Source organism: Thalassococcus sp. (assembly GCF_982780845.1).
In genome coordinates, this window is record NZ_CEYADA010000012.1 from 13,354 (window position 1) to 36,983 (window position 23,630).

Genomic DNA, 23,630 nt, shown 5'->3' on the forward strand with positions numbered 1-23,630 from the left:
TGGCGTCGGGAATTAGTTACGCACGGGGGACCAAAGCCTCAAATCAAGTATTGCAACGTTCTGAAACATGTCTGTCATATTTTGCGCAAATGCCCGCTCACTTTGAAACAACGGCCTGCAACCACATGTTTTCAAATGAAAAACGCCCCTGACGACAGGGGCGTTTTCTGCTCTCACATCTGAAATGTGAGCGGTTTTTAGTTTGCCTGACGGCGCAGGAATGCCGGAATTTCGATCTTGTCCTGCTCAGCGTCGGGTTCGTGATCAACCATAGGCTCGGGGCGCGCCTGTACCGGAGGCTGCTGACGGCGTGCCGCCTGACCCTCATGCGCGCTGCCTGTCATGCGGTTGATCAGCGAGTTGATGCCAAAGCGCGGCTTCTCGGCTTCTGCTGCCGGACGCGGTGCCGGAGCGGGTGCCGGACGTGCCGCCGGAGCATCGGCGCGGGCACGCGACGCGGCTGCCTGCAGACGAGCCAACGCTTCGGGCGACGGCGTGCCAGGTGCTGCTGCGCGCGGCGCAACGAAACCTTCCGGCTCTGCATCGAAATCAGCGCGCGGCTGGAATTCCTGAACACGGGGCTGGTAGGCGGGCGGCGGCAGACCATCGTCATGCTCGGCCACGTCTTCCATCTCGTCTTCTGCAGCAACCTGCTCGGCGCTCATGCCTTCGAACAGCGACGGCTCTTCGTCTTCATACGCTTGGGAAACTGCCTGAGTAGCTGCAACGGTTGCCGCTGCTGCTTCTTCAACAGGCGCTTCTGCTTCAACATGTGTTTTCAGCGGCTGCGCAAGGCTGCGACGGGGCACCGGAGTTTCCATAACGTCTTCTGCTGCGTCGATACCTGTCGCAACAACGCTGACGCGCATGTTGCCTTCCATCGAGTCGTCCAGCGTCGAACCAACGATGATGTTTGCGTCTGCGTCGACTTCTTCGCGAATGCGGTTGGCCGCTTCGTCCAGTTCGAACAGCGTCAGGTCATGACCACCGGTGATGTTGATCAGAACGCCCTTCGCACCACGCAGGCTGATTTCGTCCAGCAGCGGGTTCGCGATGGCCTTCTCGGCCGCCTGGATCGCACGATCTTCGCCAGCCGCTTCGCCTGTGCCCATCATCGCCTTACCCATTTCGTCCATCACGGCGCGAACGTCAGCAAAGTCGAGGTTGATCAGGCCCGGGCGAACCATCAGGTCGGTTACGCCTTTAACACCTTGGTACAGAACGTCATCCGCCATCGAGAACGCTTCGGTGAACGTGGTCTTCTCGTTGGCCAAACGGAACAGGTTCTGGTTCGGAATGATGATCAGCGTGTCGACAACCTTCTGAAGGGCTTCAACGCCCTCTTCGGCCTGACGCATACGCTTGCCGCCTTCGAACTGGAACGGCTTGGTGACAACACCAACGGTCAGAACGCCCAGTTCACGCGCCGCCTGCGCGATGATCGGGGCCGCGCCTGTACCGGTGCCGCCGCCCATACCGGCAGTGATAAAGCACATATGCGCGCCTGCCAGATGGTCTACGATTTGTTCGATGCTTTCTTCAGCAGCGGCAGCGCCCACAGCAGCCCGGGCTCCCGCACCCAGACCCTCGGTCACTTTAACGCCCAGCTGAACGCGTGCTTCGGATTTCGATTGCTGCAGTGCCTGCGCATCCGTGTTTGCAACTACAAAGTCCACGCCGTGCAGTTGCTTGTCGATCATATTGTTGACGGCATTGCCGCCCGCGCCACCAACACCAAACACCGTAATACGCGGCTTAAGTTCGTCGTGCCCTGGCACCGAAAGGTTCAAAGTCATTGCTATATCCGCCTGTTGTTTTTTAAGCCGCCAAACGACCTTTTTCCGCCGAATTAACAAAATAATACCGATCCCCATAGGGAACGTCACGCGAAAAACGCGTTAATTCCACAAAATATGGAGATTCTTTTGGCTAGTTATGCGGGATTTCGCCGATTTCGGCAGATATAGCGGTTACCAGTTGTCGCGGAACCACTTCACTGCACGCTGGAACGACCTTGCAGGCAGTCGATCCACGGGAATTTCAAAGTCCCACCACTCGTCCTGCGGGTGAGCTGCGAACAGACACAGGCCCACCGCGCTGGCAAACCCCGGCCCTGTTGCCGCCTGAGGAAGCCCGTGCACACGCAACGGACGACCCAGACGCACCTGCTGACCCAAAATCTTGGACGCGATACCGTCCAGCCCCGGAATCTGGCTCGCGCCACCGGTTAGGACAATCTGCTGCGACGGCAGATACTCAAAGCCCGCCGCGTCCAGACGCACACGAACCTCTTCCAGAATTTCCTCGACCCGCGGACGCATGATGCCGATCAGTTCCGCACGGCTGACAGTGCGGCGGTCGTGATGCCAGTCACCTGTGTCGCCGCCGATCTCGATCATCTCGCGGTCGTCCATGCCTGTGGCCACAACACCGCCGTAGAACGTCTTGATACGCTCAGCGGTCGCCATGGGCACCTGAAGGCCCATCGAAATATCGCTGGTCACGTGATCGCCGCCCATGCGCACGGTATCGGCATAGATCATGTGCTTTTTCATAAAGATCGAAACGCCGGTCGCACCGCCGCCCAGATCGATACACGCCGCGCCCAGTTCCTGTTCGTCCTCAACCAACGACGAAATGCCAGACACGTAAGCCGACGACGCCAGCCCCGCCAGTTCCAGATCACAACGCTTGATACACTGGACAAGGTTCTGGATCGCCAAGGCATCCACTGTCAGCATGTGCATGTCAGTCGCCAGTTCCTGCCCGATCTGACCACGGGGATCAGCCAGACCAGAACGGTGATCCAAAGCAAAGTTCACCGGCTGCGCGTGCAGCACCTCGCGGCCTTCGCCAAAATCCGGAACATCGCAAGATGACAGCACCCGCGCGATATCCTGTTCGCTGACCGTCGTGCCCTCAAGTTCAACCTTACCCGCCAGACCATAGCTGCGCGGATCTGCGCCCGAGAAACAGGCGATCACGTGGTCCACACGGATCTGCGCCATTTTCTGCGCGGCCTGAACTGCAGTGCGGATGGCGCGTTCGGTTTCCCCCATGGAATCCACTTCGCCAAACTTCACACCACGCGACCGTGTGGTTGCCGCACCAATCACGCGGAAACCGGACTGCCCCGCAAGCGATCCGATCCCGTCGCTGTCCAGCGCGCGGTCGTTGCCGTCAAACCGAAGGACAAGACAGGCAATCTTGGACGACCCCACATCAAGGATCGCAATCACGCCGCGCTGCATAGCTGCGCGACGCATGTTTCTCATTGCCCGTTGGGTTTCATAAAGCTCGATCATTTTTAATTCTTAACCCCTGCCTCAATCGCCTTAATCTTCCAGAGCTCCTGGACGGCGTATTCGGACATTCTTAATGTTGGTCTTTCTGCCAAACGCAGATCGACAGTCGTCAATTCACGGCCCATCAGATCAACCGCCTGATCCATTGCGATGGCCCGTTCCAGCGCCGCAACGCTGCCTTTTGATGGAAGTTGCACGCGCTGCCCACGGTCCAACACCACATCCCACCGGCGCTCACCCATACGGACAAGCCCCCGAAACCGCGCTTGAAGCGGCCCCAAGGCCGCAATTACATCAAGCGCCTCGACCACCGCCGCATCCGCAGCGTCGCCCGCGATCACGGGAAGGTCGGGAAAATCAACACGCGATGCTGCCATCCCGATGGCCACGCCTTCGCGGTCCAGAACGAACAGCCCCTCGTCGGTCCGCCACAGCGCAACAGGCACCCGTTCGGTCACATCGATCTGCAACACACCGCCCTGCCGCACTTTCAGGCGCGCAGATTTAACAGCATCCAGTTTCACGACCGTTGTGCGCATCGCATCCAGATCCAGATCAAAGGACGAAATCGGAAAGTCCAGCGGCAGAACCTGACGGATCGCATCGGCCACACCTTCGGACGCACCATCAATCGCCATCAGCTTGACCATGAACTCGGGACGCTGCTGCACCGCGTCACGAACATCGGCCACCGCACCGACAAAGCTGTCGCGACGACCTTCATCACTGAACCACAGCGCGCCTGCGCCAAACGCCACAACAAACGGAATGCCCACGCGCAGCATCAAGCGATACAGCGGCGTCAACATCATCCGGTGCAGACGATACTTCAGACGCGATTGTGCCGGATCAGCGCGGTTCACCTGTTGCATGATGCGTCCTCCACCATCCATTTGCAGAACTCGCCAAAGCTCATGCCGATCAACTCGGCGTGCTCGGGGCTCAGCGATGTGGGGGTCATGCCGGGCTGGGTGTTTGTCTCCAACAGGAACAACCCATCCAGACCTTTGTCTTCATCCCACCGGAAATCGGTGCGCGTCACTCCACGACAGCCCAACGCCTGATGCGCCCGCAAGGCGTAATCCAGACAGGCCGCCGTAATCTCGTCCGGCAACTCAGCGGGGCAAACGTGGCGCGATCCGCCTGCGGCGTATTTCGCCTCGTAGTCATACCAGCCATCTGTCAGGATTTCCGTCACGCCCAGCGCGCGGTCACCCATGACAGTGCAGGTCAACTCACGTCCCGGCAGGAAGGCTTCGACCATGACGGTCTGGGGCATCTCTTCGGAAAGCTTGGGGGGCGTATTGGCGTTGGCATCCACCAGATAGACACCGACGGAAGACCCCTCATTATAAGGCTTCACCACATAGGGCGGCGTCATGACGTGATCGGCCATCACGGCGTCTTTGTCGGCCAGAACGCTTTCCGCAACCGGCAAGCCAGCGGCGCGATATACATTCTTGGTGCGTTCTTTATCCATCGCCAGCGACGACGCCAGAACGCCCGAATGCGTGTACGGCAGACCCATCCATTCCAGAATGCCCTGCACACAACCGTCTTCGCCCCAACGGCCATGCAGACCGTTGAACACAACATCCGGCTCTATTTCGGAAAGGCGCATAGGAAGATCGCGGCCTGCATCGACCTCAATCACTTCGAATCCTACGTCCCGCAAAGCAGCGGCGCATTCACGCCCAGAGCTGAGGGAAACCTCGCGTTCAGCCGAGGGTCCGCCCATCAGTACCGCCACTTTCGGGGATGTCCTGCTCGACATTCCCAATCGCCTCTTGTTCAGGGTTCCGGCCAAAATTGCCGTGCCCTTTTGTTTTATATTTTTGGCAACCTGCCTGTGGTCACCTGAGTGTCGGGTCTAGCGCCCGTTGGTCATTCCGGATCACCGACCCGCATGATTTCCCAATGTAACTCTATTCCACTGTTTTGGAAAACCCTTTTTCGCACTTCTTCGCCCAAACCCTCCAGATCAGCAGCAGTTGCCTCTCCGGTGTTCACTAAGAAGTTCGAATGCATCTCGCTCATCTGCGCGCCACCCAGCGTCGCACCGCGCATGCCTGCATCATCAATGACCTTCCAGGCCTTCAGATCATGCACATCGTCGGCTTTTCCGGTTGAAGAATGCCCTGCGGGATTGCGAAAGGTCGATCCTGCCGTCCGGTCTTTGGTGGGCTGCGTCGCATCACGTTTGGCCAACTGATGCTCCATCCGCGCCTGCAGCTCGTCAGGATCGCCCGCCTCGCCTTCCAGCACCGCATCGATCAGCACCATACCTTCGGGCAGATCGCTCTGGCGGTAGCGGAACTTCAGATCACCAGCAGTCAGTGTCACCAACTCGCCCTTACGGGTCACGCCACGCGCCTCGACAAACACGTCAGCCACGTAAGAGCCATAGCACCCTGCGTTCATTGTGACCGCGCCACCGATACTGCCGGGAATGGTGCGCAGGAAGGTCAAGTCAACGCCCGCCTCTGCCGCTTTCTTGGCCACATGGGCATCCAGCGCCGCAGCGCCCACACGCACCCGCGTGCCATCAACCTCGATCCCGTTGAACCCGCGACCCAAGCGGATCACCACAGCCCGCAAACCGCCATCGCGCACAATCAGGTTTGATCCGACCCCCATAGGGAACACATCAATCTCGGAGGGAAGATCGCGCAGGAATTCCTGCAAATCCTCGACATCCGCAGGCTGGAAAAACCAATCCGCAGGGCCGCCGACACGCAACCATGTCAGATCATTCAGGGAACGGTCCGCCGTCAGGCGGCCACGAGGTGTCGGAAGCTTCTGTGTCATGCCTGCTCTGCTAATGCGCACCGCGAAGGGACGCAAGATTTCTGCACATACGCCCGGCGACAAAAGGCAGATTTATGCCTTTTCCTGCCCGATCTGCCGACGCACCCAGCGCAACAGATAACGCACAGGCCAACGCAGAACGCTCATACCAGCCGCCAGAACCAGCAGGCCGATCCAAGGTCCGTTTTCATAGGTGACATAGCCCAACAACGGAATACCGATCCCGATCAGGATATAGGCCCGCGTCCAGTGATTGTCCTTTGACGGGATCATCGCCAAAACATTCGCCGCCAGTGCCCACACAAGCACAAGTACCAAAGACAGGCTCATAGCGTACCTCCTACGCGTTACCCAAAGTGCGAACCGAAAGTCATCGGCTCAGGTGTGCACCCCCTCAGGTCACAGCCGTATTAAAGCGCAGGTCCAGCAACATGTCTTTGCGCCAAAAGGATTATCTCGACTTAGCTTTTTCCACTAAGACGGGCAGGCAAATTATTAGCCCAGGCACTGATCGTACCGGCACCAAGGCAAACAACCATATCCCCAGGTTGCGTTTGTTCACGCACAAGGCGCTCTAGATCATCTTCGCTTTGCAGCGCGCGTGCATGGCGGTGGCCATGACGGATCAACCCCGCCACCAGATCATCGCGGCTTGCACCGGGGATCGGATCTTCGCCAGCGGCATAAACCTCGGCGATGGCCACAACGTCAGCGTCGTTGAAGCAGGAACAGAAATCATCAAACAGCGACGACAGACGCGAATAGCGGTGCGGCTGATGGACCGCCACGACACGGCCATCACAGGCCTGACGTGCAGCTTTCAATACAGCAGCGATTTCCACGGGGTGGTGGCCATAGTCGTCGATGATGGTCACACCATCCACCTCGCCCACACGGGTAAAGCGGCGGTTCACACCGCCAAAGGCCGCCAGCGCATCGCGGATTTCATCGCGCTTCATCCCCAGATGACGGGCAACGGCAACCGCGCTCAGCGCGTTGGACACGTTGTGATCGCCCGGCATCGGCAATGTGCAGCCTTCGATCTTGGCATCTTCGTTCTGCAAAAGAATGTCGAAATGCGCGACACCCTTTTCATAACGCAGATTCACGGCGCGCACGTCGGCTTGCGCGTTGAACCCGTAGGTCAGAACACGACGGTCGGTGATCTTGCCCACCAGCGTCTGAACCTCGGCATGGTCGGTGCAGCACACCGCCAAACCGTAGAACGGAATGTTCGACACAAAATCCAAGAAGCCCTGACGCAGATTGTCGAAATCGCCCCAATGCTCCATGTGCTCAGGGTCGATATTGGTGACAATCGCGATGGTCGCGGGCAGACGGTTGAACGTGCCGTCGGACTCGTCCGCCTCGACCACCATCCATTCGCCCTGCCCCATACGCGCGTTCGAGCCATAGGCATGAATGATCCCGCCGTTCACAACGGTCGGGTCATATTTCCCAGCATCCAGCAGCGTCGCCACCATCGTCGTCGTGGTGGTTTTACCATGCGTGCCCGCAATCGCGATGTTGGATTTCATCCGCATCAGCTCGGCCAGCATTTCCGCGCGGCGCACCACCGGCAGGCCCTTCATCCGCGCTGTGTCCAGCTCGGGGTTGCCCGGTTTGATGGCGGACGAAATAACGACAACAGCCGCATTTTCCAGATTTTCCGCGCGCTGGCCTTCAAAAACAGTCGCTCCCAGCCCCTCAAGACGGTCGGTGATCTTGGACCGTTTCAGGTCCGATCCCTGAACGGTGTAGCCAAGGTTCAACAAAACCTCGGCAATACCCGACATCCCGATCCCGCCGATCCCCACAAAATGGATCGGACCTACGTCACCGGGAAGCTTGGTGGCTGCTGCACTCATTACGATTTGTCCTTTTCAGAAAGCTCTTCGACCATATTCGCCAGCGTTTCAGCGGCGTCAGGTTTGGCCTGCGAGAGGGCCGCCAGCGACATCTGCATGGCCCCATCGGGATGGTCCAGCACAGCCAGCAGCGCCTCGGTCATGGCCTCGACGGTCAGTTTGGATTCAGGGATCTTGATCGCCGCACCCGCATCCACCAGCCCCTTGGCATTGGCGGTCTGGTGATCTCCCGTTGCCGCGGCAAAGGGGATCAGGATCGACGGGCGGCCGATTACAGAGATATCAGCAACACTCGACGCACCAGACCGTGACACAACCAGTTGCGCCTCGCTCATACGGGTCGGAATGTCGTGAAAGAAGGGCTGCACATCGGCATCAATGCCGTTTTCAGCATAAAATGTCGCGACACGTTCCCCATCTTCGTCCCGCGCCTGATGGGCGATACGTAGATGCTTCAACGCCGCCATCGGCAAGGCCGCAATCGCAGGCGGCACCACGTCCGACAGAATACGCGCACCCTGCGATCCGCCGATCACAAGGATCGACATCGGGTATTCCCCCGGCACGATATAACCCGCGCCATGACGTTCCAGCACCGCACCACGCACGGGGTTGCCCACATGCACCCCCTCGACGCCCTCGGGCAAAGTCGTGGGCCAAGTGCCGCAAGCCACCGCATCAACGCGCTTTGCAAACAGTTTATTCACACGACCAAGCACACCGTTTTGTTCGTGGATCATCCGCGGCAGGCGCAGCAACGTCGCCGCACCCAACGCCGGAATAGAGGGATAGCCGCCAAAACCCGCAACAACATCCGGCTTATCGCGCAGCATCCGCACCGCCATCGACACAACACCGGACGCCACACGGAACGGCACCAGCGCCTTGGCCAACAAACCGCCCCGCGCGAAAGTCGCGCTATTGACCTGTTCGATTTCGACGGAATGGGGGAAGCCCCCCGTGTAGCGCGCGCCGCGCGCGTCGGTCGACAGCTTCACCCGCCAACCACGGCGCAGCATGATCTCGGCCAAAGCCTGCGCGGGAAACATGTGCCCGCCCGTGCCGCCAGCGGCAATCACCAGTAGTTTTTTGCGGTCCGGCTGTGCCATCGCTTGCCCTCTGCCCAGCGCCAAACAGGCGCAGAGCAGCCTGTCTTAACGCATCCTGCCGCGCAGGATATCTCCGATTTCGCCTTGCGGACGGGTCCGCGTGAACGCCAGCAACATACCCACTGCGATCCCACCTGCAATAAGCGACGACCCGCCATAGCTGACAAACGGCAAAGTCATGCCTTTCGCGGGCAGCAACCGCACCGCGACACCCATGTTGATCATGGCCTGAACGCCGAACATGCAGGCCAGACCTGTGCCCGCCAGACGAATGAACGGATCACGTTCCCGCATCAGGCGGATCAAGCTACGCACCACAATCGTCGCGTAAAGCGCGATGATCACCAGCACCAGCACAAGGCCGTATTCCTCAGCCGCGACTGCGATAATAAAGTCTGTATGTGCGTCAGGCAGCGACCATTTCACCTGGCCTTCACCCACGCCCACGCCGAAAAATCCGCCTTCTTGAATGGCGTTGGTGGCATAGCCCAGCTGCGTCGTCGGATCGATATCGGGGTTCAGAAACCCGTCAATCCGGCGCGCGAAGTGTTCCGAGTTCTGATAGGCAACCGTTCCGCCGATCACCACCAGACCCGCCATCGCAATCAGCAGGATCATCGGCGCACCGGCCACGAAATACATCACACCCCAGCCGAACAGCACCAGACAGGCTTGGCCAAAGTCTGGCTGCATCACCAGAAAGCCGACGATGAGCATGGTCAGCATGAACGACCACAGCTTGCCCGGAGGGCCGCCAATCTCTTGGCTCGCGGCCATCATCCATGCTGCGACGATCACAAAGGTGGGTTTCAGGAATTCCGACGGCTGGACCGAGGCAAAGCCCAGCGAGTACCAGCGCACCGCGCCTTTGCCGAAATCCGTACCCAGAACGGGCAGGAACATCAGCGCTACGAACGCGCCTGCAAAGCCGATTACAGCCAAGCGCCGCACCAATGTGGGCGACATCATTGAGGTCAGGAACAACGCCACCAGCGCCGCACCGCCAAAGATCGCCTGTCTTTGAACATAGTGGAACGGGTCAAACCCGTTGCGTTCTGCCAAGGGCGGAGAGGCCGCAAGCCCCAACAACATGCCGATCCCGAACAGGATCAGGATACATGTCAACGTCCACGTATCTACCGTCCGCCACCACTTGGGCAGAATCGGTTCTACGTCGCGCACGGGAACCGTGCCGTAAACCATTTCCGTCATGGAAAACCGCCTTCGACTGCCTCATATCGCCCGTTTGTCCGGGTCTGACGCTAAGTTTAGCGTTATTTTGCTTGCGAAGCTAGCGGAAATGAAGGGCCACGCAGACCGCCCGCTTATAGCCGCACCTGCAACAGCGTTGAATAATGTCCGCTATCGGGGACCTCACGCACGGTGCATTCAGTCGAGATATTTTCACACAAGGCATAGGCCATCGCGATCGGTGACCATGTGTCCGCCGTGCCGTGCCATATCTCAACCGGACAGCGGACTTGGGACAGCGCGGATCGCCAATCCAGAACATAGGCCTTCAGATACGCGAGATAGGCCGACCTGTATTCTCCGAAAGACCGTTTTAGCACCCTCTTCATCGCGCTCTGGAAATTCGTGTCTTTCAACAGGTCCAGTTCTGCCGCCGTGCTTTTGGCAAACAACGCCTTGATCAGCAGCGCAGGTGCCGCACGCACGATCGCGGCTTGAACACCTGTCAAAAGCGCCAGCACTTTTGGTTTATGGGCGGCCATTTCAAAAACAACCTTGCCAGCCATATCAGGCAGGAAATCCCCCAACTGCAGCGGTGCCGCCGGAGAGACGAGTGTCACCTTTGTAACCTTGTCAGGACAGCGCGCTGCGATTTGAAGCGCAGCCATCGCGCCAATAGAAAACCCCACCAGATGAATATCGCCTTGCGCCGTTTCGTGCGCAGGAACTGCGTCTGTCAAAGCCCGCGCGACATCCTCGGGCGGTTGCTCAAAAATATTAAGATCGATGATCTCGACATCGGGGTTGGCGCGGGCCAACAACTGCCGTTCGGCGTCGCCACCGGGGACACCATGGCAAAAGAAAACTCTGGTCAATGAATTCACCTGAACAAAGGGCTTAAAATCTACCCGCGTTCAAATCGCAGTTCGCCGCCCCTGTCTATCGGCATTTCGCCGCAATCCGCCCTTAGGTTTTTCGGGCATCGGCTGTCCCAGCCAAACGAGCGGAAAAGCCACCCTTCCGGATCTGCATCCAGACCGATCCGACATCAAAGATCGACCATTCCCGCCGTACGCCATCCGGTCCGAATTCGGCCTGCGACAGGCCCAGAATGACAACTTCTTTTCCCGTAGGCGCCCCGAACGATCCCCAGCCGTCATGCCGCCCGCGAATTTCCCAGCGCAAAGCCGCGCGCGGCGCTGCCAGCGGCGCTTCGCCCCCCAGTTTGCGTAGGATACGGAACTCGGCCGACGGAAAGCATGACCGCAAGTTCAGCCAGAACGCCTGTGCCGATTTCGGGCCATGCGCGGACACCCCACCAGCATAGTGCAACGTGGCACTCGGGTCGTACTGGTCATGAAACAACTGGAACCCGCCTTCCATCGCGCGCTCTAGCAAATCCGACCAGACATGCGCCCAATCGCTGTTGTTCCCGGCCTCGGCACCGTGATCGGTCACCGCCGCATCCGTAAACACCACATCATCGGGCAATGTTGCGCCAAGCATGTCATCGGCCCATTTCTCGGGCACGATATCCAAGGCCGACAACACAGCACCTGTATCCCTGACGCGCCAGATGTCGGTGATCCTGTCGTCCGAGACGGTCGTTTCCACCATCACGGGATAACTGATGTCCCGCCCTGTGGGGGCGCCCCACACGCCCCCGCCCGCGTGTCGCCCCGACACCCGTAGCCGTGCCGCGCCGATATCCCGCGCATCTGCCAATTTGTGGGAAACCATGTCTTCGCAAATCACATGGCGGTCCGGACAAGCCACCATCGGCCCCAGCGCCGAGGTCGCAACCGCCAGCCGTCCTTTGTATTCCGCCTCGCCCCCGTGCAGCACGACATCGCGATGCACAGCCTTTTCGAAGACAGCCCCAAAGTTGGCCGACCGCCACAAACCGTCGATCAGCGCGCGCATCTGAACGTCGCCGCTTTGTTCTGTGACCAGATCTTTCACATCGACCTCCTGTCGCGGTGGGGCAAGTTCCCCTGAAAACCACGTCAGTTTGTCTGCAAAACCTTAATTCACGCTTAACCAAGATCGCCGTTTTATTCCGGCAACGCACGCACCCAAGCGACGATCTTTTCCGCCGCCATGCCGGTGATCCCCGGCGACAGGATATCGCCCGCAATCACATGGGCGTCCGGCTCCATCCCGTCCTGTTGCGCAATGGGGCACAACTCAACCACGCCGCCCCATTTTTCAGCCAGCTTTTCGGTCTTGGCAGGCGACACGATCCTGTCGTCCGGCGAATACACCATCAGCGCAGGCAGCATCACTGCGCCCAAATCCCCCGCCCAGACACCACGCACCGCTTCGGCCATAGGAAGCACCGCCTTGAACGGGTATTGCGTCGTCCAGAATGCGGCATGGTCCGCGTTCTGCGGCTGAAACCCGCGTTCCTTGCCCGCCACGTAAGGCCCCCAGACATCGACCTTGGGCCAATCCAGCAGCTTGGTGATTTTGGGACGCAACCCAAAGTTCGGGGATACAAAGGCAAGGCCCGCCACCCCGTCCATGGGCAGCCCACGCATCGCGGCCAAAGTCGCCAATGTCGCACCCGTTGACGTGCCGATCAGCAAAACGCGGCGACCTATCGCGCGCCCGATGGCCAGCGCTTCATCCATGTCCTGCAGCCAGCGATCAAGGCTCGCCTGCCCCAACGCATCGCCATCCAGACCATGGCCCGTGAACCGTGCGAAATACAGGTTGGCGCCAAGCGCCTCGGCCACCTTGTCGGGCACGGGGCGGATTTCTTCGGACGTGGCGGAAAAGCCGTGCAGATAGACAACCGCCCAATCCGTTTGATCCTCAGGCGCGCCTGACCAGAGCACGCGCTTGGCCACGCGTGCGTCCAGCCCTGCGACCTGCGCCTCCGAGGTCGCCAGATAGGCATCAACGCCGTCTGCCAGCGCGGCTGGATCAAATCTGTCAGACAATATCCAGCACCGCCTCTTCGATCATGCTCAGGCACTCGGGCTCGGAAAACCGGTGATCCGCCCCTTTTACCAAGGTCAGACGCACATCCGCTCCGTCGATATGATCCAACAGACGCAACGCCGTTTCGCGGCTGACGCTCGCGTCTTCGGTTCCTTGTAAAAGACGCACAGGCCAAGACATCGGCAGAGGATCACGCAGAACCAACTGGTCGCGCCCATCCTCGATCAAACGCTTGGTGATGATGTAGCTGTCCACGTAATCCGACGGCAGACTGACCTGCCCTTCCGTCATCAGTTTATCGCGTGTGGCTTCATTGAACGACGCCCAGAAACCGTCCTCGGTGAAATCAGGAGCGGCGGCGATGCCGACGAACCCCGCGATACGATCTGGCATTGCCTTGGTCACCAGACAGGAAATCCAGCCCCCCATAGACGAGCCAACCAATACAACCGGCCCGTCGACCGCCGCCTTGATCACAGCGCAGGCGTCTTCCGCCCAATCGCCGATGCAACCATCGACAAACTGTTCGCCCGACACACCATGGCCGGAATAATCGAACCGCAAGAACGCGCGCCCTTGGACTTTGGCCCATGCCTCCAGATGCACTGCCTTTGTGCCTTCCATGTCCGACATGAAACCGGACAGGAACACCACACAGGGCCCCTTACCTTCGGTTTTCACATAGGCCAGTTTGCGACCCTTCGGGCCATCCAGATATGCAACGTCGCTCATAACGCCTCCTTCACTTGGGCGCAGAATGACGGCCCGAGCGGCAGATTACCAGAGCGGCGTTATCCGTCTTCGACCTCATCCAGTCCAACCGCCAGAAGCGAACCCAAAACCGACAGGCCAGCAAACCCGATCAAGGCCGCTTCCGCAGACAGGAACGACAGCGCCCCGCCGAACGCACCGGCCACCAGCAACAGCGTACCGATAAGCGTGTTCGCCACAGCCGCATAAGAGGACCGGCTATCTTCCGGCGCCATATCCACCAGATAGGTCGACCGCCCCTGACGCACGCCGTTGTAGGCGATCTGCAATCCGAACAAGATCACGGGCAATACCCAGACAATGCTGGTGACACCAGCCCAGGACGCCGCCACAGCCGCCAGCATAGCCCCAGCCCCTGCCACACCCGCCAGCATCAACACCTTGCGCGACGATACATCGGCCAGACGCCCCCAGATGTACGAACTGACAAACGACGCAGCTGACGACGCCAACAGCAAGCCGCCCAAAGCGCCCAGCGCAAATTCGTCACCACCCAATAGCACCAGATACGGTGGCGCGAGCGCCGTCGCCGTCAGCGCCCCGCGCACCATGATAAAACGGCGGAACTGCGCATCATCCCGCAAAGGCGACAAGTCGATTGAGGGCGCACCATTCGGCTCTGACGCCTCTTCCTCCATCCGGGAAAACAGCAGCGCGGCAATGATCCAGAGGACCGAGGCCACCAACAGGGCCGACGCCAGAATGGTCACGTCCTGCAACGCGCCGACCAACAGCAACAGCGCAAAGATAACAACGGCCCCCGAAGCCACCGTGCCAGCAACACCTGTCACTGTTCCTCGGCGGCTTTCAGCAACGGTTTTGCCCAGAATATCCTTGTAACTGACAGAACAAGCCGCCCGCGATAGCGCCAGAACCGCCAGAAATCCACAGATCGCCAGACCGGCAGCGGTGCCTTCCAACAACAGAGCCGAGGCCGCGATGCCCGCAGCCGACAGGCCCTGCCCCAGCGATCCGCCAATCCAGAACCATTTGCGATACTTCATCCGCGCCAAGCGGCCCGCCATCAAAATCTGCGGCAGCAACGCGCCTGCCTCACGGATCGGAACAAGCAGGCCGACCAGAGCAGATGGCGACCCGAGGCTGTTCAATATCCACGCCAGCACCAGCTTGGGGCTCAGCACACCATCGGCAACCTTGGTCATGCTCAGCGACACCATATGCCGCAAACCGTTCCGCGCCTCTGTCGCGTCAGGCTCGGACGTACCGCTGGTCACCGCGTCGTATAGTTTTTCGGTCGTCGTATCGTTCATATCCCGTCCCGCATCGTCTGCTGTCGCAGACAAACACCGGACGGGCGCGCATGGTTCCGCCTAATCGACGCTTTGCGCCAGAACGCGGCTGATCTCGGTCAGGGAGCGACCGGACTCTTTCGCCCAAGTGTTGAACGCGTCCTGCACAGCCGCCCATGCCTTTTTCGATGATGGCGCTTTATCGATGACGCCCTCCGCCACCAGCCGCTTGACCACATCCTGTGTGGGCACAAACCCGTCTTTGCCCATGCGGCGGATCACATAGGCCCCTGTCGCGCCACCCAGACGTGATCCGTTTGCCTTGATCCACTGCAACAATCCGGCGAAATCGTCAGACGGCCAATCGGCGATCATTTTGCCGAAACTGCCGTATTCCCCCGCGACCTGCTGGATCATCACCGCGTTGTCGCGGATCGCCCGCACCTTGGGTGGGCTGCGAATGATACGCGTGTCGGCGATCAACTCGTCAAACCACGCCTCGGACATGCCCGCGACGCGCGCCACGTCAAAGCCGTGAAACGCCTCTTCGATATCGGGCCATTTGCGTTCGACGACCTTCCAGCTCATCCCGGCAGGAAAAATCCCGAAGGCCATGGTCGACAGCCAGCGATCATCTGGAATAGCGGCAAGCTCCTCGGGCGTTTTGGGAACGGGAATATCCTCCAGCACCGCGCCAAAGCTGCCCTTCCGTTCTGCCGCGATGGCCAGAATATCGTCAAACCGTCTCATGAAATGTGCCCCACATCGAAAAATGCATCAAATGACCCGAAAGAACATAACGCGAACACATATCGCGCACAACAACCTATCTTGACCTATCGGCTTTGGCCCGTCACATGTGCCTCAAACATTCACCCGCAACCGGGCGTTCTGTGGGCGCCAAACCGACGAGGAGCACGGCCAATGGCCCAGATTTCCCTGACTTTCCCCGATGGCAACGCACGTGAATTCGACGCAGGCATCACCCCTGCCGAAGTCGCGGCCTCCATTTCCAAATCCCTGTCCAAAAAAGCGATCTCGGCCACCATCAACGGCCAGCACTGGGATCTGCAGTGGCCGATCGACGCCGACGCGGACATCGCGATCCACACCATGCAGGACGCGCCCCAAGCGCTTGAACTGATCCGCCACGATCTGGCGCACATCATGGCCCGCGCGGTGCAAGAGCTCTGGCCCGACGTCAAAGTCACCATCGGCCCCGTTATCGACAACGGCTGGTACTATGACTTTGACCGCAAAGAGCCCTTCACGCCCGAAGACCTCGGCGCGATTGAAAAGAAGATGAAAGACATCATCAACGCCCGCGACGAAGTCCGGACCGAGGTCTGGTCGCGTGCCGATGCCATCGCGCATTACGAAAAGACCGGCGAAAACTATAAGGTCGAACTGGTCAACGCGATCCCTGATGATGGTCAGCCGATCCGCATGTACTGGCATGGCGACTGGCAGGATCTGTGCCGCGGCCCGCACCTGCAGCACACAGGTCAGGTGCCCGGTGATGCGTTCAAACTGATGTCCGTGGCCGGCGCCTACTGGCGCGGCGACAGCAACCGCGAGATGCTTCAGCGTATCTACGGCGTTCCCTTCCAGAACCGCAACGACCTCAAAGCCTACCTTCTGATGCTGGAAGAGGCCGCCAAACGCGACCACCGTAAACTGGGCCGCGAAATGGACCTGTTCCACATGCAGGAAGAGGCCCCCGGTCAGGTGTTCTGGCACCCGAACGGCTGGACCGTCTACACCACACTGCAAGACTACATGCGCCGCGCCCAGCGCGCCGGCGGCTATGTCGAGGTGAACACACCGCAGGTCGTTGACCGCAAACTGTGGGAAGCTTCCGGTCACTGGGAGAAGTATCAGGAGAACATGTTCATCGTCGAAGTGGACGAAGAACATGCCCGTGAAAAGGCCGTCAACGCGCTTAAGCCGATGAACTGTCCCTGCCACGTCCAGATCTTTAACCAAGGCCTGAAATCCTACCGCGATCTTCCGCTGCGCATGGCCGAATTCGGGTCGTGCAACCGGTACGAACCTTCGGGCGCATTGCATGGCATCATGCGCGTTCGCGGGTTTACCCAAGATGACGCGCACATCTTCTGCAGCGAGGATCAGATCGAAGATGAAACCAAACGGTTTATCGACTTCTTGTCAGGCATCTACAAAGACCTCGGATTTGAAAGCTTCAAGGTCAAGTTCTCTGACCGCCCAGAAACACGCGCCGGGTCCGACGAAGTCTGGGACAAATCCGAATCCGCCCTCAAAGCCGCGACGCAGGCCGCAGGTTGCGAGTTCGAGCTGAACCCCGGTGAAGGGGCTTTCTACGGCCCCAAACTGGAATTCGTTCTGACCGACGCCATCGGCCGTGACTGGCAGTGCGGTACGCTTCAGGTGGACTTTGTTCTGCCCGAACGTCTGGACGCGACCTATGTGGGCGCGGACGGGTCGAAGCACCGCCCCGTCATGCTGCACCGCGCGGTTCTGGGATCATTCGAACGCTTTATCGGCATCCTGATCGAAGAACACGCAGGCAAGCTTCCGTTCTGGCTCGCCCCGCGTCAGGTCGTCGTGGCTTCGATCACTGGCGAAGCGAATGACTACGTGACCGAGGTCGTCGATATCCTGCGCAAAGCAGGCATCCGCGCCGAGGCCGACATTCGCAACGAGAAGATCAACTATAAGGTCCGCGAACATTCGGTCGGTAAAGTTCCGGTCATTCTGGCCGTCGGTCACCGCGAAGTCGAAGAGCGCACCGTCACCGTGCGCCGTCTGGGCGAAAACAAAACCTCTGTAACATCGCTCACGGAAATTACGGACGAGCTGGCCAAGGCCGCGAAAGCGCCCGATCTTCTGTAACATTCCACCACTGGAAGGTTGCGAAATCTTACAAAAAGGCCCTGCATCACGCGGGGCCTTTTTTATTTCGGCCCGAAAAACATAGCCTTGCTGCACCTGCAATCCATCACACAACCATAACAAGAGATAAGCAGATCGTGACCCACGGGCCTGTGAATGGCCTGCTCCCGCTTCTCGCGGCACCCTGATGGCGTCGGAACCGATCCCGTTCCGGATTTTTTGAAACATGTCATCAGACAGGGGAAACCGAAATGTCCAAAACACTCAAAACAGTTGCACTGATTGGTGCAGTCGCCGCATCCATGACAGCCGCAACAACAAGCGCACACGCCATGGAAAAAGAGAAATGCTACGGCGTTTCCCTCGCGGGCGAAAACGACTGCGCCGCAGGCCCGGGCACAACCTGCGCCGGCACGTCCAAAGTCGACTATCAGGGCAACGCCTTCACGCTGGTTGACGCGGGCACCTGCACCTCGATCGAACTGCCTGCGATGGCAGACGGCAAGGCGCGCATGGGTTCGCTCGAAGCGCTCGATCGCGATCTGCCGACTTCGTAAGCCACGCGGCGTGGGGTGGCCTTCCTGCCCCACGCTCCTTTTTTCCCGCAGGACAAGACGATGTTCGATACAACCATGTGTTCCCTGCCGCTGGCCCCCGGCCTTGGCTATAAACCCCAGCATTTTGCCGACATCATGCAGGACGCGGGCAGAACGCGCTGGTTCGAAATCCATGCGGAAAACTACATGGGCCAAGGTGGCCGCCCCTTGGCACAGCTTGATGCTCTGGCCAGCCGCTTTCCGATATCGGTCCACGGTGTGGGCCTGTCTATTGGCGGCGAAGGCCCGCTGGATGCCGAACATCTGGCCCGCCTGAAAACGCTTTGCGACCGGATCAACCCCGCCAGCTTTTCCGAACATCTGGCATGGTCCAGCCACGGCGCCGATTACCTGAACGATCTGCTGCCGCTGCCCTACACCAACGCCAGTCTGTCGCGCATCTGCGATCACATCGATCAGGTGCAGACCACATTGGGCCGCAAGATGCTGCTGGAAAATCCCTCCAGCTATCTGGCCTTTTCCGAAAGCACTTGGTCCGAACCCGACTTTCTGCGCGAAGTCGCCAAACGCACGGGCTGTGGCCTGCTGCTGGATGTGAACAACGTGTTTGTGTCCGCTACCAACCTAGAGTTTTCACCCCAAGATTACATCGCGGCCTTCCCGTTGGAAGAGGTCGGCGAAATCCATCTTGGCGGCCATGATGAGGACGAAGACGATCACGGCAAGCCGCTGTTGATCGACAGCCACGGCCGCGAAATCGCCGATCCGGTCTGGGCGCTTCTGGATATCACGTTGGCCCACTCCGGCCCCCGCCCGCTGCTGGTGGAATGGGACACCGACGTTCCCGACTGGCCCGTTCTGGCCGCCGAGGCCGACCGCGCCGCACAAGCCCTGACACGGGTGCTGGTATGACCACGCAATCCGATTTCCGCGCGGGGCTTTTGAGCCCCGATACGCCGATGCCTGACGGGCTGACCAACGCCCATGGCGTGCCGTCGCCCAAACGCTATGGCGTGTATCGCAACAACGTCACTGTTTCACTCGTGGACGCACTCCAAACCGGTTTTCCGGCGATCCACTCGTTGTTGGGTGACCAGAACTTTCGGGCTCTGGCCACCCACTACGCCCGTGCAAACCCGCCGCAATCGCCGTTGATGATGCTTTACGGTGCGGATTTTGCGCAGTTTCTGGCCCAAACTCAGGCACTGGCCCATCTTCCCTATCTGCCGGAAATCGCCGCGCTGGAATACGGGCTGCGCACCTCATACCACGCAGCCAATCACGATCCGCAGCCCTTCTCGGCGCTGCATTCCTTGGCCCCCGAACAGATCGACGACGCAAAACTGTCGCTCGCCCCCTCTGCGATCCTGTTGCAGTCCGTCTGGCCAATCCACGACATCTACACCTTTGCACTGGACCCGAGCGCGCCCCAACCACAGGCAGCGGCGCAAGATATCCTGATCCTCCGCAAAGAGTTCGATCCGAAACCGCACCTTCTGCCCGAAAACGCCGCCAAATTCATTCGCGCGCTCGGAGCAGGCAAAACCCTGTCCCAAGCCATCGAAAACGCACCCGACACCGACGTCGGCGCGATCCTGACCCTGCTTTTCACCGAAGGCGCCATTGCCCGTATCACCGTTTGACCCAGAGAGGCCGCACCATGCTGCACAAACTGCTGTTCGCTCCGACCGACCGAAACGACCAAATTCTGCCCCTGCTGGCACGCTTTGTATTTGCCGCCACGCTTTTGGGATATTTCTGGGCCTCGGCCAAAACCAAACTGGGTGACGGGATCGGCGGGTTCTTCAGCCCCTCTGTCGGGGCCTACGCCCAGATATTCCCGAAACAACTGGAAGCCGCCGGATATGACGCCAGCCAACTCAGCGTGTTTCACTGGCTGGTCGTGATGGCGGGCACCTACGCCGAATTCATCCTGCCACCCCTGCTGGTCATCGGGCTATTGGCCCGCCCCGCCGCCCTGGGCATGATCGGATTTGTCACCGTCCAAAGCCTGACCGACCTATACGGCCACGGCGGTATCGCCCACGCAGAGACACTCGGCGCATGGTTCGACCGTGCACCGGACAGCGCGATCCTGGACCAACGGGCATTCTGGATGCTGACCTTTGTCATCATCGCCGTCAAAGGCGCAGGTGCGCTGTCGGTGGATCAATTCATCGCTAAACGCAGCCCAATGGCTGCGCCAAACGCCCCCGCACAGGCCGCCGGAACCTAGTCCAGAAGCGCGGCCTGAACGGCCTTATCCCAGCCCAAATACATGGCCCCGTCGGCAACGATCAGGGGCCGTTTCATCAGGGTGGGATTCGCTTTCAACAGCGAAATCGGCTCTTTTTTACGTTCTTCTTCGTCCAAACCGCGCCAGGTTGTGGACCGTGTATTGATCAGTTTTTCACCAAATTCGTCAAAAGCCGCTTTCAACACATCCTCGGACACGCCATCGGCGCGAACGTCGACAAATTCAACTTCCCCCAACGCTTTCAATGCCTTGCGGCACGTGTCGCAGTTTTTCAAACCGTATAGGACCATAGTCGTATCTTTCATTCCCAATCGCGATATCACGCCGTTCGTGAACGCATTCGCGGTTTTTCTTGATTTTTATCAGACCCGTGCGACAGTCGAGAGGTAACTGTCGTTTCTCAGACCCGATCAGGTTGGCTTCGTCGACTTCTTCCTGTGGCCCGACCGTTACGTCAAGACCGGCTTGCCGGAAGAACGTAAGACAGAAGGAGACACGGGACATGCCGAATGGCACCGTGAAGTGGTTCAACACTACAAAAGGCTACGGCTTTATTGCACCCGAAGATGGCGGGAAAGACGTATTTGTTCATATTTCAGCGGTAGAACGCTCGGGGCTGACCGGCCTCGCGGATAACCAGAAGATCAGCTACGAACTTCGCGAAGGCCGTGACGGCCGCGAAATGGCATCTGACCTTCAACTGCTCTGAACAGGCCGCACACCAGCGGACCGCCTGAGCATCGATTAAGCTTGAGGCATCTCTGGCGTGCCTCAGGCTGATTGCAATTTAACAGCTTCGCGTTTCGCAAAGCTGATTAAATCCTGCACATATTTCTTATCCACATCATCCGACCGCGTCGCCGCATAAAGGCGCCGTGTGATGCCGTCTTTGGTCAAAGGCCGCGTGACGTAATCCGAGTTATATTTGACCTCGCGCACAACCCAATCCGGCAGCACCGCGACACCGCGATTGGAGGCAACCAGCAACAGGATCACAGCTGTCAGTTCCACCTGCCGGACTGCGGCGGGTTCAACTTTGGCCGGAATCAAAAGCTGGGAAAACACATCCAGGCGCGTGCGTTCGACCGGATAGGTGATCAGCGTCTGACCACGGAAATCGTCCGCATCAATATACTCTTTCTGCGCCAGCGGATGGTTCGCTGCGGCGACAAACACGGCGTTATAGTCGAACAGCTCGGTAAATGTCACATCGGGGATCGTTTCCGGATCCGACGACACCACCAGATCGACCTCTTCTTTCAGAAGCGCAGGCAAGGCGTCAAAGGCAAGGCCCGGACGGATATCAACATCCACATCCGGCCAATCCTTACGGAAGGCCTCCAACACAGGAAAGAGCCACTCGAAACAGGCGTGACACTCAATCGCGATATGCATCCGGCCAGATGAGCCCTTCCGAAGCCCGTCAAACTCGGCCTGCAACGCCTCGACCTGCGGCAGAACTTGTTGAGCCAACCTCAATAAACGCAAGCCAGCTGGCGACAGCCGCATTGGCTTGGAGCGCCGCACGAAAAGCTCGACACCCGCCTGATCCTCTAACCCTTTGATCTGATGAGACAATGCAGACTGCGTGATATTCAACTGATCGGCAGCACGGGCCAAACCGCCGGTTTCATGGATCGCTTTGATCGTGCGAAGATGACGAAACTCGATATGCATTCTGGAATCCGGCTCATGTTGTTGTTGAGATTTATGAGTTTGTCTCACATTCCAGAATGTGCGACAAGGGCTCAAACCTGAGCAAGGATAAAACAATGAACCGCCCCGAGATTTCGCTCGAATTCTTCCCGCCCAAGTCGCTCGAAGCGTCTTTCCGCCTGTGGGATACCGTACAGACACTGGCCCCGCTGGGCCCCCGATTTGTTTCCGTCACATACGGTGCTGGCGGCACGACACGCGAACTGACACGCGACGCTGTTGCCACCATTCACAAGCATTCCGGCCTGCGCACCGCAGCGCACCTGACATGCGTTGACGCGACCCGCGAAGAAACCCTGACCATCGCCCGCGACTTCGCCAAAGCCGGCGTCACAGACATCGTCGCCCTGCGTGGCGACCCGCCCAAAGGTTCGAACGGCTTTGTCCCGACCGAAGGCGGCTTTCAGAATTCCTGCGAGTTGATCGAAGCCCTGAAAGACGAAGGCAACTTCACCATCCGCGTCGGCGCCTACCCCGACAAACACCCCGAGGCATCCTCGGCCACAGCGGACGTGGAATACCTGAAACGCAAGTTCGACGCAGGCGCGGATGAGGCCCTGACACAGTTCTTCTTCGAAGCTGAAACCTTCTTCCGCTTTCGCGACGCCTGTGAAAAGGCCGGCATCGACAAGCCGATCGTGCCGGGTATCCTGCCCATCGAAAACTGGAAAGGCGCGCGTCGCTTTGCCGAAGCTTGCGGCACAAAAATCCCCGCATGGGTGATTGACGCGTTCGAAGCCGCGGAACGGGATGGCCGTCAGGATCTGCTGGCGACAACCATCTGCACCGAACTCTGTTCGGACCTGCTGGATGGCGGCGTTGAACAACTGCACTTCTACACGCTGAACCGCCCAGAACTGACCCGTGATGTGTGCTATGCACTGGGCGTCACACCGCAGTCCGGTCTGGAAAACGTTGCCTGATTGAGCGGGCTAACGCCCGCGCTTTATATCTCGGCCCCAGCCTAACGGCTGGGAC

At 59.2% G+C, this 23,630-nt stretch carries 24 protein-coding genes; 7 read left to right on the forward strand and 17 right to left on the reverse strand.

Annotation, left to right across the window (positions count from 1 at the left end):
- Positions 1 to 197: 197 nt before the first annotated feature.
- The 15 genes from ftsZ to AC4FIA_RS13470 form a co-directional block, all read right to left on the reverse strand.
- Positions 198 to 1,796 (reverse strand): cell division protein FtsZ, encoded by a 1,599-nt coding sequence (gene ftsZ, locus AC4FIA_RS13400; protein WP_490366274.1) that lies wholly within the window; start codon positions 1,794 to 1,796, stop codon positions 198 to 200.
- A 174-nt stretch (positions 1,797 to 1,970) separates the two neighbouring features.
- Complete coding sequence (gene ftsA / locus AC4FIA_RS13405; RefSeq protein WP_103910962.1) at positions 1,971 to 3,305, reverse strand: cell division protein FtsA; 1,335 nt, start codon at positions 3,303 to 3,305, stop codon at positions 1,971 to 1,973.
- Between the two features lie 2 nt (positions 3,306 to 3,307).
- A complete protein-coding gene (locus tag AC4FIA_RS13410) occupies positions 3,308 to 4,177 on the reverse strand; it encodes a cell division protein FtsQ/DivIB (RefSeq protein ID WP_490366275.1) in 870 nt (289 codons plus the stop codon).
- Positions 4,165 to 5,079: a D-alanine--D-alanine ligase gene (locus tag AC4FIA_RS13415; protein ID WP_490366276.1), complete on the reverse strand. Its 915-nt coding sequence runs from the start codon at positions 5,077 to 5,079 to the stop codon at positions 4,165 to 4,167. The genes AC4FIA_RS13410 and AC4FIA_RS13415 overlap by 13 nt, the downstream gene beginning before the upstream one ends.
- A gap of 110 nt (positions 5,080 to 5,189) precedes the next feature.
- Positions 5,190 to 6,113, reverse strand: coding sequence for a UDP-N-acetylmuramate dehydrogenase (gene murB / locus AC4FIA_RS13420; protein WP_490366277.1), 924 nt, complete (start codon positions 6,111 to 6,113; stop codon positions 5,190 to 5,192).
- A 72-nt stretch (positions 6,114 to 6,185) separates the two neighbouring features.
- Positions 6,186 to 6,443: a DUF2484 family protein gene (locus AC4FIA_RS13425; protein WP_490366278.1), complete on the reverse strand. Its 258-nt coding sequence runs from the start codon at positions 6,441 to 6,443 to the stop codon at positions 6,186 to 6,188.
- Between the two features lie 131 nt (positions 6,444 to 6,574).
- Complete coding sequence (gene murC, locus AC4FIA_RS13430) at positions 6,575 to 7,981, reverse strand: UDP-N-acetylmuramate--L-alanine ligase (protein ID WP_490366279.1); 1,407 nt, start codon at positions 7,979 to 7,981, stop codon at positions 6,575 to 6,577.
- Entirely contained in the window at positions 7,981 to 9,090 is a 1,110-nt protein-coding gene (locus AC4FIA_RS13435) for a UDP-N-acetylglucosamine--N-acetylmuramyl-(pentapeptide) pyrophosphoryl-undecaprenol N-acetylglucosamine transferase (RefSeq protein ID WP_490366280.1), read from the reverse strand. Before AC4FIA_RS13435 ends, murC begins: the two co-directional genes overlap by 1 nt.
- Positions 9,091 to 9,135: 45 nt before the next feature.
- On the reverse strand, positions 9,136 to 10,302 hold the full coding sequence (gene ftsW / locus AC4FIA_RS13440; RefSeq protein ID WP_103910955.1) for a putative lipid II flippase FtsW: 1,167 nt from the start codon (positions 10,300 to 10,302) through the stop codon (positions 9,136 to 9,138).
- Positions 10,303 to 10,415: 113 nt separating this feature from the next.
- Entirely contained in the window at positions 10,416 to 11,156 is a 741-nt protein-coding gene (locus AC4FIA_RS13445) for an alpha/beta fold hydrolase (RefSeq protein WP_490366281.1), read from the reverse strand.
- Between the two features lie 91 nt (positions 11,157 to 11,247).
- Positions 11,248 to 12,243, reverse strand: a complete 996-nt coding sequence (locus AC4FIA_RS13450) for a nuclear transport factor 2 family protein (protein WP_490366282.1) — start codon at positions 12,241 to 12,243, stop codon at positions 11,248 to 11,250.
- A gap of 92 nt (positions 12,244 to 12,335) precedes the next feature.
- Complete coding sequence (locus tag AC4FIA_RS13455) at positions 12,336 to 13,226, reverse strand: alpha/beta hydrolase (protein WP_490366283.1); 891 nt, start codon at positions 13,224 to 13,226, stop codon at positions 12,336 to 12,338.
- Positions 13,219 to 13,959, reverse strand: coding sequence for an alpha/beta fold hydrolase (locus tag AC4FIA_RS13460; protein ID WP_490366284.1), 741 nt, complete (start codon positions 13,957 to 13,959; stop codon positions 13,219 to 13,221). The genes AC4FIA_RS13455 and AC4FIA_RS13460 overlap by 8 nt, the downstream gene beginning before the upstream one ends.
- Before the next feature lie 59 nt (positions 13,960 to 14,018).
- Positions 14,019 to 15,269: an MFS transporter gene (locus AC4FIA_RS13465; RefSeq protein ID WP_490366285.1), complete on the reverse strand. Its 1,251-nt coding sequence runs from the start codon at positions 15,267 to 15,269 to the stop codon at positions 14,019 to 14,021.
- A gap of 60 nt (positions 15,270 to 15,329) precedes the next feature.
- Positions 15,330 to 15,998, reverse strand: coding sequence for a DNA-3-methyladenine glycosylase I (locus AC4FIA_RS13470; protein WP_287474550.1), 669 nt, complete (start codon positions 15,996 to 15,998; stop codon positions 15,330 to 15,332).
- A 174-nt stretch (positions 15,999 to 16,172) separates the two neighbouring features.
- On the opposite strand from AC4FIA_RS13470, the gene thrS reads away from it, so the two are divergent.
- The 5 genes from thrS to AC4FIA_RS13495 all read left to right on the forward strand — a co-directional run bounded on the left by thrS (position 16,173) and on the right by AC4FIA_RS13495 (position 20,915).
- A complete protein-coding gene (gene thrS / locus AC4FIA_RS13475; protein ID WP_490366286.1) occupies positions 16,173 to 18,122 on the forward strand; it encodes a threonine--tRNA ligase in 1,950 nt (649 codons plus the stop codon).
- A gap of 251 nt (positions 18,123 to 18,373) precedes the next feature.
- Positions 18,374 to 18,679, forward strand: coding sequence for a BufA1 family periplasmic bufferin-type metallophore (locus tag AC4FIA_RS13480; protein ID WP_490366287.1), 306 nt, complete (start codon positions 18,374 to 18,376; stop codon positions 18,677 to 18,679).
- 60 nt (positions 18,680 to 18,739) lie between these two features.
- Positions 18,740 to 19,591: an MNIO family bufferin maturase gene (bufB, locus tag AC4FIA_RS13485; RefSeq protein ID WP_490366288.1), complete on the forward strand. Its 852-nt coding sequence runs from the start codon at positions 18,740 to 18,742 to the stop codon at positions 19,589 to 19,591.
- Entirely contained in the window at positions 19,588 to 20,322 is a 735-nt protein-coding gene (locus tag AC4FIA_RS13490) for an HvfC/BufC family peptide modification chaperone (RefSeq protein WP_490366289.1), read from the forward strand. The genes bufB and AC4FIA_RS13490 overlap by 4 nt, the downstream gene beginning before the upstream one ends.
- 17 nt (positions 20,323 to 20,339) lie before the next feature.
- Positions 20,340 to 20,915, forward strand: a complete 576-nt coding sequence (locus tag AC4FIA_RS13495; RefSeq protein ID WP_490366290.1) for a DoxX family protein — start codon at positions 20,340 to 20,342, stop codon at positions 20,913 to 20,915.
- Here the strand turns inward: AC4FIA_RS13495 and AC4FIA_RS13500 are convergent.
- A complete protein-coding gene (locus AC4FIA_RS13500) occupies positions 20,912 to 21,226 on the reverse strand; it encodes an ArsC/Spx/MgsR family protein (RefSeq protein ID WP_490366291.1) in 315 nt (104 codons plus the stop codon). The genes AC4FIA_RS13495 and AC4FIA_RS13500 overlap by 4 nt on opposite strands.
- 212 nt (positions 21,227 to 21,438) lie before the next feature.
- Here AC4FIA_RS13500 and AC4FIA_RS13505 point away from each other — a divergent pair, with 212 nt between their 5' ends.
- On the forward strand, positions 21,439 to 21,645 hold the full coding sequence (locus tag AC4FIA_RS13505) for a cold-shock protein (RefSeq protein WP_103910943.1): 207 nt from the start codon (positions 21,439 to 21,441) through the stop codon (positions 21,643 to 21,645).
- 62 nt (positions 21,646 to 21,707) lie between these two features.
- Here AC4FIA_RS13505 and AC4FIA_RS13510 read toward each other — a convergent pair whose 3' ends face one another.
- Positions 21,708 to 22,613, reverse strand: a complete 906-nt coding sequence (locus tag AC4FIA_RS13510; RefSeq protein WP_490366292.1) for a LysR family transcriptional regulator — start codon at positions 22,611 to 22,613, stop codon at positions 21,708 to 21,710.
- A gap of 95 nt (positions 22,614 to 22,708) precedes the next feature.
- Here AC4FIA_RS13510 and metF point away from each other — a divergent pair, with 95 nt between their 5' ends.
- Positions 22,709 to 23,575 (forward strand): methylenetetrahydrofolate reductase [NAD(P)H], encoded by an 867-nt coding sequence (metF, locus tag AC4FIA_RS13515; protein ID WP_490366293.1) that lies wholly within the window; start codon positions 22,709 to 22,711, stop codon positions 23,573 to 23,575.
- Positions 23,576 to 23,630 lie beyond the last annotated feature (55 nt).